Raw genomic sequence first — 12,960 nt, forward strand, 5'->3', positions numbered from 1 at the left:
TTACTTGCGGACCGTGGTGTAGTCGTAACCGTAAGCGGCGCAGTCGTAGTCGGCGGTCGACGCCTTGCGCAGGACACCGTTGAAGATCGCACCCTTGATCAGAATGCCGTTGTGCATCAGGCGGCGTTTGCACGCTTCGATTTCCTTGGCGGTGCTCAGGCCGAAGCGGGTCACCAGCAGGCAGGTGCCGGACTGGCGGCCGACCAGCGTGGCATCGGTCACGGCCAGAATCGGCGGGGTGTCGATGATCACCAGGTCATACAGCGGCGACAGCTCGCTGATCATTTTGTTGAAGTTGTCGTGCATCAACAGCTCGGACGGGTTCGGCGCCGCGTAACCGCAGGAGATGAAATCCAGATTGCGCACTTCGGTGTGGTTGATGACTTCCTTGCTGCCCAGACGCGCAGCGAGGGTGTCCGACAAACCGTGCTTGGGCGTCAGGTTGAACATCTTGTGCAGGTAGCCTTTGCGCATGTCCGCGTCGATCAGCAACACGCGTTTGCCGGCCTGGGCAATGATCACCGCCAGGTTGCTGGAGACGAACGACTTGCCCACGCCCGGCGTCGGGCTGGAAATCATCAGCACGTTGTTGCGGGCTTCGAGCATGGCGAAGTGCAGGCTGGTGCGCAGGCTGCGCAACGCTTCGATCGCCAGCTCCGTCGGCGCGCTGACGCTCAGCAGGCGTGGCTCCTTGCTCGCCGAACGGCTCTGGGCGGCCTTTTCCATGCGCTCCTGCAGTCGCGAATACGGCAGCGAGGCGTACACCGGCATGCCGAGGTTTTCGATGACTTCCGGGTTGTCCACGCCGCGATAGAACGCCTGGCGTACAAACACGGTGGCAACGGCCAGCAGCAGGCCGATCAGGGCGGCGACCAGCACGATGATTTTGCGCATCGGCTTGACCGGCTCTTCGACGTTGGCGTCGGCGTTGTCGATGATGCGGACGTTGCCGATGCTGCCGGCGCGCAGAATGTCCTGCTCTTGGCTCTTGTCCAGCAACAGGGTGTAGGTCTGCGAGGTGACCTGCATGTCACGGTTCAGACGCAGCAGCTCTTGTTGCGTGGCCGGCAGGGCTTCGATCTTCTTCAGCAGCGCGGCTTTCTGGGATTCAACCTGGCCGATCTGAGTCATCAGGGCGCGGTAGGTCGGATGCTCCGGCGTGTACAGACGCTCGACGTCGACGCGCTTCATTTTCAGGTCCGACAGGGTGCCTTCCAGCTTGACCACCTGATCCAGAACCGATTTGGTCTCAACGCTCAGGTCAACCGACTTAGCGCCCATCTGGAAGTTGTTCAGCGCGATTTCCGACTGTTCCAGCTGCTTGCGCACGGCAGGCAATTGCGAACGCAGGAATTCCAGACGCTGGGCGGCTTCAGCCGAACTGCGCTCGACGTTCTGGCGCACATACAGGCGGCTGACTTCGTTGAGGATGCGCTTGGCCAGTGCCGGGTCCGGGTCCTGAATCGACAGGTAGACGATCCCGGAATCCTTGCCCGCTTCCATGATTTTCAGACGGTCCTGATAATCCAGCGCGGCGGTCAGGGTGCGTTGACGCACGACGGTGAACTCGGTGCCCGGACGTGCATTGAGCGCAGCCACCTGGAGGGTGATGCCGCTGCCTTCGACGGTCTGACCGACTGGGCCGCTGAGCAGTTTGTTGCGGTCTTCGTCATACAGGGTGAAGGTGCCAGGCTTGCCCGCCACCATGGTCATCTTTTCGCCCAGCAGTGCGTCCGGCACCTCCAGCTGGAAGATGTCGATTTTCTCGCCGCCCCAGGCGTAGCTGTTCAGGCCGAACATCGGATCGGCCAGCGCGCCTTCACGCTCCGGCTTGAACCGACGCGCCATGTAGCTGCCCAGCCCCGGGATGTATTTGGGCTTCTGCACGATGTACAGCTTGAGGTCATCAACGACCTTGCCCAGCACTGCGCGGGATTTGATCAGCTCGATTTCGGTGGTCGCCTGGGAAACCGACAGCGGCTTGCTGGAGACTTCGGTGCGGCCCTCGATGCCGACTTTGCGCGGCTCGATCTGAATCATCGCGTTGGCCTGGAAGATCGGCGTGGCGAGAATGGCGTAGGTGGCGCCGAGCAGGACGCAGATGCCGACAATCGACGCAATCAATCCTTTGTGATCGAAAAGTGTGCGCAAGATAGTCGCCAAATCGATCCGGGAGTCCTGGACCTCGTCCAGAGAAGTACGGTTCATAGCGGTCATTTATCTTGGATCTCCTGACTGAAGATAAGGAAGCCAGTCGTCGACACAACGCGAAAGCTGCTCGTAGGTCTGTTCAAAGGCTAGTTTCGGGCGCCGATAGGGGTCGGCGATTTCCAGCGCTTGTTGCCATTTGCCAATCAGAAACGTCTTGCCGCGTACCTCGGGGGCCAGCTTGAGGACGCTCTGGGTCTGACGATGCTCCATGACCAGAATCAGCTCTGCTTCATGGAGCATCTGCCGATCGATCTGACGGCTTCGATGTTTGTGGGCGAGGACGCCGTTGACCTGCAGCACGGCTTGGGCCAGCGGATCGATAGTGGAGCTGAGCATGGCGTGGGTGCCGGCCGACGAGATCTGGATGCGCGCGTTCGGCACGCGTTGTCGGAACAGGGCTTCGGCCATGGGGCTGCGACAGATATTGCCGACGCAGACCACCAGTACGTTATTGAACATGACCTTTGCTGAGGGTCGTCATCAGTCTCTTGCTGATGTTGGAGCTGAAGTTCTGCCCGACCGCCAGGAGCGTCTGCATCTTGCGTTTCGGGGTGATCGCCGACAGCGAGTACTCGACCAGCTCCATCAGGAAATGCTCATAGAGTTCCTGATGACCGAGCCGGTTGTAGTAGTTGGCCAGGGCGCCCGAGGTCTGCAGCGCCATGTGCAATTTGCGTTTGTTGGAGCGCATGGAAAACACGCCGCCCGGGTGCAACCGGTACATGGCCGGCTTGACCTCACCCATGAATTTGCCCTTGCCGTAGGCACCGAGCAGCGACCACCAGACCAGATCGTTGAGCGGCGCGGCGCGCAGCTCGGGCGGCAACGAATCGAAGACGTTGCGGAACACCGTGGTCAGCGTCGACACCGGCCGCGCTTTCTGCAGCTCCAGCGCCGTGGCATCCCCGCGCAGCTTGCCTTGCAGCTGAATCGGGTATTGGCCGCTGATGTCGAAGGGGATCGCGTCGTGGTAGGTCAGCACGTAATCCGGGTTGTTCTCGAGAAAATCCACCTGAATCTGCAGCTTGCGCGGGTCAGTCCAGTAATCGTCGCCCTCGCAGTAGGCGATGTAGCGGCCCCGGGCTTCGCCGAACAGACCCGGCACCGGCGGGTTGTTCTGCGAGTACTGATTCGTCTCGTGATAGAAGGGGCGGATCAGCGTCGGGAAGCGTTTGACGTAATCGGCAATGATGCGAGCGGTGCCGTCCGTGGAGGCATCGTCGTTCACCAGGATTTCGAAGGCGAACGTGGTTTGCTGCATCAGAAAGCCTTCCAGCGTCTGCGCGACGTAGGCTTCCTGGTTGTAGGCTGGACAGACGATGCTGACCAAGGGCGCGGCGGACGGCGAAGAGCTCGTCTTATTGCTAATAGCATCCATGGCTTGGGTACTCGGAGTTAAACACTGGGTTTGCTGAACAGAACGGAAATCTTCATCACCAGCGGCTTGTAGCTGGCGGCCACAATCAGCAGCGTGAGCAGGCCGCTGACGGCCAGCCCCAGGAAGATGCTGATGCGGTTGTCAGTGGCGATCAGCCGCAGCAACGGCTCGGTGATCGCCAGACCCACGCCGGTCATCACGCTGATGCGGATGATGTCGCGCAGCCATTGGCTGTGAATGCCCGGGGCCAGGCGCTGGTGCACGATGACCGGCCAGATGGCGAAGGACACGACGCGCAACACGAACCAGGCAATCGCCGCGCCGTAAGCGCCATAGCCGCGAATCGCCAGAAACATTACCGGCACCGTGATCAGCGCCGAAACAATGCTGTACCAGACATGCAGGTGCATGCGCCCGTAGGCGTACTGCAGATAAAACTGGAATGCGCTGACTGCCATGATGGCGCTGCCCAGGGAGTACCACGGCAGAATCGTCCGGCTCCACTCGGCGGCAGGGCGATCACCCGACCAGGCAAACACCATCTCGTCGGCGTGCAGCGCGATCAGTGCCGCGAGGGGAAACAGGAACGTGCACACAAACCGGTTGGCCGCCAGGTACAGCTGATGCATGTCATCCCGGCGCCCTTCGGCCATCAACACCGTGAGGCGCGGCAGTAGCGTCTGCGCCAGCGGGTTGGAGAGCATCATGATCCCGGTGGTGATCAGTGCCACCAGCGAGAAATAACCGTATTCATTGAGCGGCAGCAGCTCGGACAGCAGCACCTTGTCGATCTGGGTCAGCACGATCCACAGCACCGCGGTGCCGGACATGCTGGCCGCGAACGGGATGATCGGCTTGACCAGATCCCAGTCGAAACCGGTCAGCGGCGACGGCCTCGGCATCTGCTGATAGGCACGGGCGGCGAAGATCAACGCTTCGATCAAGCCCACCAGCGCCTGGAATTCGAAGAAGTGCACCGGGTCGTTGGAGATCGTGCTCACCAGCAGCAGCCCGCCGAAGTAGCGCAGCGTGGCGATGATCACGTTGGCGATGTTCAGCCATGCATGCTGCTCAAGGCCTTGAATCCCGCTTTTATAGAGCGTCGAAAACAAGCGCAGGGCGATGACGATGCCCATCAGCGCGATGCACTGCACCACGGTCTGCGTCGACAGCTCCTGGGCATTGAGCCAGTGCACGGCAATCCATTCGCTGCCGGCATACATCGCCACGCAGCAGAAACCCGCCAGTGGCAGGAAGATGATCTCGAACGAACGCAGCAGGCGACCGGTGTAGCGGTCCTGTCCGTCGCTGCCTTGTCGATGCGCCACCGCCCTGACCAGACTCGGCGACAACCCTGCGTCCAGCAATTGCAGCCAGGCTTGCAGCACCGAGAAGAACCCGATCAGCCCGTATGCCTCGGCGCCCATGTGGCCGAGGTAGAACGGCATGATCAGGATCCCCACAAGCAGCGTGTAGGCCTGGCCTGCATAGCTCAACGCAGTGTTGCGTATGACTGAGCGCTTGGTTGGCATCGAAAGTCCTTCCGGCGAATCTAGGTGAATGGCGCGATGGCGTTACATGACCTGCGCGAGGGACGGCACACGGTACGGCGAGTGGGCGGTGCTGGTTTCGGCGATCACCGTCTGAATGACGCGGTCCTGATCGTCGCGCAGCAGGCCCGGGTAAATCGGCAGGCACAACACGCGCTCGCTCAGTGAACGCGAGGCGGTTTGTGCCGCTTGCGGCTGCAGGTATTCAAGGGTGTCCAGCGACGGATAGAAGTAGCGGCGCGGGTTGATCCCGTTGGTGTTCAGCGCCGAACGCAAACGCAGCAGTTGTTGTTCGTCGCGCAGGGCGATCGGGTAATAGCTGTGGTTGAGTTCGCTGTTGCTTTCCGGCCGCTGCAGGTCGACGTAATCGCCCAGGCGGGTGGTATAGCGGTCAGCGATTTCAGCGCGTTCCTGAAGAATGTTCTCGATGTCGTCGAGAATGCACAGGCCCATCGCGGCGGAGAATTCGTTGAGCTTGGCGTTGATGCCGATGCCGTCGATCTTGTCGACGTCAACGATGCCGAAGTTGCACAGCAGGTGAACCCTGCGCGCTGTTTCGTCATCGTTGGTGATGATCGCGCCGCCTTCGATGGTGTGAAACAACTTGGTGGCGTGAAAACTCAGTGTGCTGACGTCGCCCCAGTTGAGCACCGACTGGCCGGCGTGACGCACGGCGAAGGCATGGGCGCCGTCGTACACGACCTTCAGATTGCGCCGACGGGCGATTTCTTCGATGCGTTCAACGGCGCACGGGTTGCCGAAGACGTGGGTGCCGACAATGGCGGTGGTGTCGGAGACGATGCGGCTCTCGATGTGGTCGGGCGAAATATTCCAGGTCTGCGCGTCGATGTCGGCGAAGATCGGGCGAATGCCTTCCCACTGCAGCGAACTGCTGGTGGCGACAAAGCTGAACGGGGTGGTCACTGCGCTGCCGCTCAGGCCCAGTGCGCGATAGGCGACCTGCAGGGCGAGGGTGCCGTTGTTGGTAAGAATGACGTGCTTGACGCCCAGGTAGTCTTTCAGGCGTTGTTCGAGCTCGCACACCAGCGGCCCGTGGTTGGTCAGCCAGCCGCGCGCATAAATGCCTTCGACGTAGCCCTTGAACTTGTCGATATCGCCCAGGTAAGTCTTGGTGACGTTGATCATCGAATTCTCCATTTCAGATGCAAAGCTTTTGAAAAATGCTTTCTGGGCAGTGATGCGGTTGCGCCGGTCTGAGGCCAGGCCGCCAACGCCAGGTTCGAGCGAAATCAATTGGGGGTGGATGCCGGCGGCGGGCTGCCTGCCTTGCTACTCATCCGTCGCGCACGGCCCTGATTGATTTTCAGGATCAACCGGGTGGCCAGGCTGCCTGCATGGGGGTCGCCGAAGTGGAAGAGGGCAGTGGCGCGCTTCACGTCCGGTCGGCAGGCCTGATTGGCGTGCAGGCTGCGATAGCCCCAGAAGAAGTAAACGCTGCCCGGCTCCAGGCGCAGGACATACGGCTTGAGCCAGTTGCGCTGCATGCCCTTGATGATCCAGCCGCGGGTGATCTTGTTCTGCAGCAGGGCCTTCTCGATCACGTTGAACAGCACCCATGAGCGCACCCGGCGGATATTCGGAAACAGCATCAGATCGCCGCGTCCTTCGCCTTCACTGGGGATGAACACCGGGATCAGTGCGGTCACCAGGCTGGCGTCGTAGTGGAAACTGTTGGACTCGCGCTTGCCCTGATTGCCCTGCACGCAGCGCAGCACCGGGAAAATGCGGTCACTGGCAGCGTCGCGGCGGGCTGCATGCTTGTAGAGGCGACCGAGCAGCGTCTTGAAACGCGGGTCGGACCAGTAACTCGCCAGCAGGCTTTCGCTCAGTGCCGCTTCACCGTGGTAGGCAAAGTATTCGCCCTGGTGTTTCTGCGCTTGTTCGTCAGTCCAGGCCCGCAACTGCTGCAGGTCCGTGTCAGGCACGGCCGCGTTCAGTTTTGCAAAGCCGTTGGTATCGATTTCGTCAGCCAGTCGCTGAACCAGCTGCTCATCCATGTCGAAAGATAAAGGCATTGCATCAGGCCCTCGTAGAGAGTGAGGAGTGCAGGGCAGCGGAGTGAATTGTGCTTCAGGCACGCTACCGCCCGAATCTGCAGATCCTGCCGTTGTACTAATTAGGCGTGCATTCAAACGGTGACTTCATTCAGCACTGGCTGACAAAAGCGTTGGGCAAAGCTACCGCCCCACCGAGCACATTCAGTAATTCGAAAAAACCTTTCTTTGAACCAAAAACTGCCCACCGGCGCTGATTTCACACCGTTTGAATCGTCAACTTTTTGGGCAGTCTCAGGGTAATTAAGTCGGAATGCTCTCGGCGCACGGCTCTAGGGCCGCACTGCAAAAACAGGAAAACATTGGACGTGCCTATATATCGGCGGAGGCAGAGTTTCTGTCAAATTATTTCGCCATCATTCTGTTAATTTTTTGATAAGCGGATCGTTGGCATGCGTAACTGATTGATTTTAAACAGAGTCAATAAAACATCACTGCCCTGTCGTGGTGCGCGACGCTTTTTAGGCACTGCCGGAGACCCCCTGTTTGGCTATTGAAAATTACCGGGAAGACGTTTTTCCAACGTCAGAACCTGGGCGCGGATGGGGGGTAACGGTTTTATGGCGCTCGATTATTGAATCCCGTCATACACGCGTACTTATGCGGAGGGGTAACTAATCAAGTGAGAGGTAAGTTTGTAATTGAGCGATCACGGTGGTGTTGCGGTTTTATAGATAGAACTGTGTTCGGTTATATATACATCAATGTGGGTGAGGTGGTTGATATGACCGAAGACTTCATCAGTGCGCCATGCAGTGGCCCCGGCGCGTCATTACTGCGGCCAAGGGTGGATACGGCGCTGCGGTTGCTCAGCCTTGATCGCTGCTCCATTATCCGGGTCTGCGACGCAAACAATTCGGGTCACCAGGAGATTCAATGAATACGCAGTCGAAAACCACTGGAGTGGCGATGCAACGCCTCGCGCAGGCGCGCGCCCTGATGAGCCGTGAGGGCATCGACGCCTGGCTGGTGCCGTCGGCCGACCCTCATCTCTCTGAATATCTGCCGGGTTACTGGCAAGGGCGGCAGTGGCTGTCCGGCTTCCACGGTTCTGTCGGCACCTTGATCATCACCCAGGACTTCGCCGGCCTCTGGGCAGACAGCCGTTACTGGGAGCAGGCGAGCAAGGAACTGGCAGGCAGCGGTATCGAACTGGTCAAGTTGCAGCCCGGCCAGACCGGCCCACTTGAATGGCTCGCCGAGCAGGCCAAAGCGGATTCCGTCGTCGCGGTGGATGGCGCGGTGCTGGCCGTGGCGTCCTCGCGCACGCTGGCTGCCAATCTGTACGAAAAAGGCGCGCGCCTTCGCACCGACCTCGACCCTCTGACGGAGTTGTGGAACGACCGCCCTTCGTTGCCGGCCCAGGCAATCTATGAGCACGCCGCGCCCCACGCCACCGAAAGCCGCACCGACAAACTCACTCGATTGCGCACGGTGATGGCCGAGCGCGGCGCGGATTGGCATTTTCTCGCCACCCTGGACGACATCGCCTGGCTGTTTAATCTGCGTGGCGCCGACGTTTCCTACAACCCGGTGTTCATCTCCTTCGCCCTGATCGGCCCGAACAGCATCAACCTGTTTGTCGCATCAGAGAAAGTCGACGCCGGACTTCGCAGCACCCTGGAGCAAAACGGCATCACCCTGCATGAATACACCCGCATTGGCACTGCGCTGCGCAACGTGCCCAAGGACGCGCGGTTGCTGGTGGATCCGGCGCGGGTCACCTGTGGCCTGCTGGACTATCTCGACAGCGAAGTGACGTTGGTCGAAGGCCTCAACCCGACGACCCTGTTCAAATCGCAGAAAAGCGCTGCTGATACCCGGCACATCCGTCAGGCGATGGAGCAGGATGGCGCGGCGCTGTGCGAATTCTTCGCCTGGCTGGATTCAGCGCTGGGCAAAGAGCCCGTCAGCGAGCTGACCATCGACGAGAAACTCAGCGCGGCGCGGGCCCGTCGGCCGGGCTACGTGTCCCAGAGTTTCGCCACCATTGCCGGCTTCAACGGTAACGGGGCGATGCCTCACTACCGCGCCACCGAAGAAGAGCACGCGCAAATTGAGGGTGACGGCTTGCTGCTGATCGACTCCGGCGGCCAATACCTGGGCGGCACGACCGATATCACCCGCATGGTGCCCATCGGCACGCCGACCGCTGAACAGAAGCGTGACTGCACGCGCGTTTTGAAGGGCGTCATCGCGTTGTCCCGTGCGCACTTTCCGCGGGGCATTCTTTCGCCGCTGCTCGACTCCATCGCTCGCGCCCCGATCTGGGCCGAGGGCGTCAATTACGGGCACGGCACCGGTCACGGCGTCGGCTATTTCCTGAACGTGCACGAAGGCCCGCAGGTGATTGCCTATCAAGCCGCCGCCACGCCGCAAACCGCGATGCAGCCGGGGATGATCACGTCGATCGAGCCGGGGACGTATCGGCCGGGGCAGTGGGGCGTGCGCATTGAAAACCTGGTGATCAATCAGGAGGCGGGCAAGACCGAGTTCGGCGAGTTTCTCAAGTTCGAGACACTCACGCTTTGTCCGATAGACACGCGCTGCCTGGAAATCGGCCTGCTGACCCAAGAGGAGCGTGAATGGCTGAACGAATACCACGCCCAGGTCAGGCAGCGCCTCAGTCCACTCGTGGAGGGCGCTGCGTTGGCCTGGCTGGAAGGTCGGACAGCGGCGGTTTGACCCTGAACGCCACCGTCCTGTTTGGCGGTGGCATTACAGGCGGTTACTCGGTTAGCGCTTCCCGGACGAAATCGAGTCGGTCCTGACCGAAATAGAGCTCGTCGTCGACGAACATGCTCGGGGCGCCAAACACGCCTCGTGCAACAGCTTCTTCGGTATTGATTTTCAGCTGGCCCTTGACGCTGGGGTTGCTGACCCAGCCAAGGATTTCTGCCGGATCAAAGCCAGATCTTGTGAGGGCCGCTGACATCACCCCAGGGTCGTTCAAGTCCAGCGCTTCTACCCATATCGCCCTGAAAGTGATTTCCAGCAATTCAATGAACCGTTGTGGCTGGAGCATCTGCGCAGCAGTCAACGCGCGCATCAGGCTGAGCGTGTTGATCGGGAAGTGAGGGTTGAAGGTGAGGGGAACCTGATAGCGCTTGGCGAAGCGCGCCAGATCCTTGATGGAGTAACGCGCTTTGGCAGGCACGTCGTTGGGCGACGCATTGCCTGTCGCCTTGAACACTGCGCCCAGCAAGATGGGCCGATGGATCAGGGTCGCTGACGTCTCGTCGCAGATCTTCCGCAACTGGGTGTAGGCCAGGTAACTGGTCGGGCTGCCCACATCGAAGTAAAACTCCACGCTTCGGCTCATCGTTGCATTCCTTCTTCTTATATAGATGCGGGCGTGCGCCCATGTGATTCGCTGACGCAGGGGCTTACCAGCGTTCGTTCCAGGGGCGCAGATCCAGCTCGAACGTCCATGCGTCCCGGGGCTGCCTGTGCAGATACCAGTAATTTTCTGCGATGTGTTCAGGGTCGAGAATGCCGTCCTCATCCTTGAGCGCGTAACGTTCGGGAAACTGTGTGCGGATGAAGTCAGTGTCGATCGCGCCATCCACCACCACATGAGCCACGTGGATGTTCATCGGCCCCAGTTCACGGGCCATGCTTTGCGCCAGTGCCCGTAGCCCGTGCTTGGCGCCGGCGAAGGCCGCGAAATTGGCAGCGCCGCGTAGACCTGCAGTCGCCCCGGTGAACAGAAGGGTGCCGCGTTTGCGTTTGGCCATACGAAGGGCGACCTCCCGGGCGTTCAGAAATCCGGAGAAGCACGCCATCTCCCAAATCTTGAAGTACTTGCGCGCCGTCTCTTCGAGAATGCTGCAGGGCACGTTGGCGCCGATATTGAAAACGAAGGCCTCGATCGGGCCGATCTCAGTCTCGATCTGCTCAATCAGCGCCACCACGTCATCTTCCTTGCGCGCGTCCGAGGCGAACCCGTGGGCTTCGCCGCCGCTCTGCCGAATCGAGTCCACCAGAGGCTGAAGTTTGTCGGCGCTCCTGCGAGTGACACACGCCACGTAACCCTCCCGGGCGAAGCGTCTGGCAATCGCGCCTCCTGTCGCGTCGCCTGCACCCACAACCAGAACGACCTTCTTGTTATTCAATGTAATGGTCATCACGATACCTTTATTAAACGATCGTTTACTCAACGGACGTTATGCTAGGGTCGCGAGGGCGTCAAGGCACTTACTTAAGTAAACGGGGGGGAAACAATGCGCTACTCGGTCGACCATAAAGAGCAAACCCGGCGCGCCATGCTCGACAGCAGCGCCGCTCTGGTGAAAGAGAAAGGCTTCGCGCCCATGGGGGTGGACCGTCTGATGAAAGCCGTCGGCCTCACCGGAGGGGCTTTCTATAGCCACTTCTCTTCGAAGGATGCTTTGTTTCAGGCGGTGGTTGAGCGCGAGTTGACCCGCAGCCTGGCGTTACTCGGTGGCGATGAGTCGCTGACCAGGGACCGAATCAAGCAGTGCCTGCGGCATTACCTGACACTGGCGCATGTACAGAATCCTGCGGGTGGATGTGTCATTCCTGCATTGGGCGCCGAAATTGCCCGCGCAGAAGGACCGGCTCGTCTGCGCGCCGAGCACTGGTTGTGCGAATTACAAAAGGCATGGGCTGAAGTGCTGGGGGACGAAGATCTGGCGTGGGCAGCCATTGCTCAGTGCGTTGGTGCTCTGACGATCGCGCGAATGATGGCGACGCCCGAGCTCCAGCAACGCGTGGTGGACGCCAGCCATGACCTGCTGTGTCAGCAGGTGGATGCGCTGTCGGTAGCCGACTAGGGGTTAGCCGGCTTCTTGCAGATGATGATCATGCTGCGGCTGGTATAGCCGGCCGGATTCAGACCGAGCGGATAGCCCCCCGTGTCTTCGGCGCCGTCACCGGACTTGGCGATCACACGATACTGCTTGGATACGCAGGAGTTGGTTGCCATGTCATAGCACTGCTCCCACGAGGACGACAGGCCCGAGCAATTGATGTGGATGCCGCGTTTACCCATGACCGGTTTAGACGTCGCTGCGCATCCAGCGATTGCCAATGCTGCCAGTGCCATTAAAAAGTACTTCATTCATATCCTTACCTGACCAACACGTTGCGGTCAGTGACTATCCAGAATTCGCATGCTGCCACCAACCGTCACGTCCATGTGGAGGGGCGGCACCATGTCAAGGCGCGCCGGCTAAACATCGCTCAATAGTGAGACAAATGCCAGTGACATCGTGTATCACGCCGATGGCCGTGCGAGCGGCTGCTTCCTGGATCCCTATAGAGAGCGGTTAAAGAAGCGCACGCTCCTATAAGAACCCATGGATAGCAGTCTGTTAAGCAGCAAAGGCGCCAAATATCAGTGATTGTTCTGTCTGTTGAAATAAGTGCTTGACGCTCCTCTGGATCTGTCTATAATTCGCCCCACTTCCGGCGCAGACGAAACGGAAAACTCCTTGATAATCAAAGAGTTGGACGAAGTAGGCAGCGGGGAATGCTTCGGTTCAGATGCTTGAATCGACAGCGGTGAAAAAGGCAGTTGACAGCAGATTGTAACGCTGTAGAATTCGCCTCCCGCTGGCGTGAGACGTTAAGTCGAACTAAGCGCAAGTGGTTGAAGTTGATAAGGAAACTTTGAAAACTTCTTAAAATAACCGCTTGACAGAAACAAGAGGCGCTGTAGAATGCGCGCCTCGGTTGAGACGAAAGATCTTAACCACCCGCTCTTTAACAACTGAATCAAGCA

The 12,960-nt window shown here is 59.6% G+C and carries 11 protein-coding genes; 2 read left to right on the forward strand and 9 right to left on the reverse strand.

The window, feature by feature from the left end; translation table 11 throughout:
• The 6 genes from AC07RO_RS11195 to AC07RO_RS11220 form a co-directional block, all read right to left on the reverse strand.
• The gene (locus AC07RO_RS11195) at nt 1-2,217 is read right to left on the reverse strand and encodes a polysaccharide biosynthesis tyrosine autokinase (protein WP_495086020.1); all 2,217 of its coding nucleotides are present in this window, start codon (nt 2,215-2,217) and stop codon (nt 1-3) included.
• Entirely contained in the window at nt 2,218-2,670 is a 453-nt protein-coding gene (locus tag AC07RO_RS11200) for a low molecular weight protein-tyrosine-phosphatase (RefSeq protein ID WP_192174006.1), read from the reverse strand.
• On the reverse strand, nt 2,660-3,589 hold the full coding sequence (locus tag AC07RO_RS11205; RefSeq protein ID WP_192174005.1) for a glycosyltransferase family 2 protein: 930 nt from the start codon (nt 3,587-3,589) through the stop codon (nt 2,660-2,662). Before AC07RO_RS11205 ends, AC07RO_RS11200 begins: the two co-directional genes overlap by 11 nt.
• Before the next feature lie 17 nt (nt 3,590-3,606).
• Complete coding sequence (locus AC07RO_RS11210) at nt 3,607-5,121, reverse strand: lipopolysaccharide biosynthesis protein (protein WP_495086021.1); 1,515 nt, start codon at nt 5,119-5,121, stop codon at nt 3,607-3,609.
• Between the two features lie 42 nt (nt 5,122-5,163).
• The gene (locus AC07RO_RS11215) at nt 5,164-6,285 is read right to left on the reverse strand and encodes a DegT/DnrJ/EryC1/StrS family aminotransferase (protein ID WP_192174003.1); all 1,122 of its coding nucleotides are present in this window, start codon (nt 6,283-6,285) and stop codon (nt 5,164-5,166) included.
• A gap of 104 nt (nt 6,286-6,389) precedes the next feature.
• Nucleotides 6,390-7,175 (reverse strand): hypothetical protein, encoded by a 786-nt coding sequence (locus AC07RO_RS11220; RefSeq protein WP_282372458.1) that lies wholly within the window; start codon nt 7,173-7,175, stop codon nt 6,390-6,392.
• A 915-nt stretch (nt 7,176-8,090) separates the two neighbouring features.
• On the opposite strand from AC07RO_RS11220, the gene AC07RO_RS11225 reads away from it, so the two are divergent.
• Nucleotides 8,091-9,899 carry an aminopeptidase P family protein gene (locus tag AC07RO_RS11225; protein ID WP_495086022.1) on the forward strand — a complete coding sequence of 603 codons (1,809 nt, stop codon included), beginning with the start codon at nt 8,091-8,093 and terminating at the stop codon, nt 9,897-9,899.
• Nucleotides 9,900-9,942: 43 nt separating this feature from the next.
• Here AC07RO_RS11225 and AC07RO_RS11230 read toward each other — a convergent pair whose 3' ends face one another.
• A complete protein-coding gene (locus tag AC07RO_RS11230) occupies nt 9,943-10,536 on the reverse strand; it encodes a 2-hydroxychromene-2-carboxylate isomerase (RefSeq protein ID WP_192174000.1) in 594 nt (197 codons plus the stop codon).
• Between the two features lie 64 nt (nt 10,537-10,600).
• Nucleotides 10,601-11,341, reverse strand: a complete 741-nt coding sequence (locus tag AC07RO_RS11235; protein ID WP_495086023.1) for an SDR family oxidoreductase — start codon at nt 11,339-11,341, stop codon at nt 10,601-10,603.
• A gap of 96 nt (nt 11,342-11,437) precedes the next feature.
• Here AC07RO_RS11235 and AC07RO_RS11240 point away from each other — a divergent pair, with 96 nt between their 5' ends.
• On the forward strand, nt 11,438-12,010 hold the full coding sequence (locus tag AC07RO_RS11240) for a TetR/AcrR family transcriptional regulator (protein ID WP_495086024.1): 573 nt from the start codon (nt 11,438-11,440) through the stop codon (nt 12,008-12,010).
• Here AC07RO_RS11240 and AC07RO_RS11245 read toward each other — a convergent pair.
• Nucleotides 12,007-12,297 (reverse strand): hypothetical protein, encoded by a 291-nt coding sequence (locus AC07RO_RS11245; protein ID WP_495086025.1) that lies wholly within the window; start codon nt 12,295-12,297, stop codon nt 12,007-12,009. The two genes, AC07RO_RS11240 and AC07RO_RS11245, sit on opposite strands and share 4 nt — an antisense overlap.
• Nucleotides 12,298-12,960 lie beyond the last annotated feature (663 nt).

It is taken from the genome of Pseudomonas sp. GW821-FHT07F05 (assembly GCF_059418765.1).

Excerpts from the sequence above, each read along its gene's own strand:
- AC07RO_RS11195 (WP_495086020.1), bottom strand. The coding sequence starts at position 2,217 with ATGACCGCTATGAACCGTACTTCTCTGGACGAGGTCCAGGACTCCCGG.
- AC07RO_RS11200 (WP_192174006.1), bottom strand. The coding sequence starts at position 2,670 with ATGTTCAATAACGTACTGGTGGTCTGCGTCGGCAATATCTGTCGCAGC.
- AC07RO_RS11205 (WP_192174005.1), bottom strand. The coding sequence starts at position 3,589 with ATGGATGCTATTAGCAATAAGACGAGCTCTTCGCCGTCCGCCGCGCCC.
- AC07RO_RS11210 (WP_495086021.1), bottom strand. The coding sequence starts at position 5,121 with ATGCCAACCAAGCGCTCAGTCATACGCAACACTGCGTTGAGCTATGCA.
- AC07RO_RS11215 (WP_192174003.1), bottom strand. The coding sequence starts at position 6,285 with ATGATCAACGTCACCAAGACTTACCTGGGCGATATCGACAAGTTCAAG.
- AC07RO_RS11220 (WP_282372458.1), bottom strand. The coding sequence starts at position 7,175 with ATGCCTTTATCTTTCGACATGGATGAGCAGCTGGTTCAGCGACTGGCT.
- AC07RO_RS11225 (WP_495086022.1), top strand. The coding sequence starts at position 8,091 with ATGAATACGCAGTCGAAAACCACTGGAGTGGCGATGCAACGCCTCGCG.
- AC07RO_RS11230 (WP_192174000.1), bottom strand. The coding sequence starts at position 10,536 with ATGAGCCGAAGCGTGGAGTTTTACTTCGATGTGGGCAGCCCGACCAGT.
- AC07RO_RS11235 (WP_495086023.1), bottom strand. The coding sequence starts at position 11,341 with ATGACCATTACATTGAATAACAAGAAGGTCGTTCTGGTTGTGGGTGCA.
- AC07RO_RS11240 (WP_495086024.1), top strand. The coding sequence starts at position 11,438 with ATGCGCTACTCGGTCGACCATAAAGAGCAAACCCGGCGCGCCATGCTC.
- AC07RO_RS11245 (WP_495086025.1), bottom strand. The coding sequence starts at position 12,297 with ATGAAGTACTTTTTAATGGCACTGGCAGCATTGGCAATCGCTGGATGC.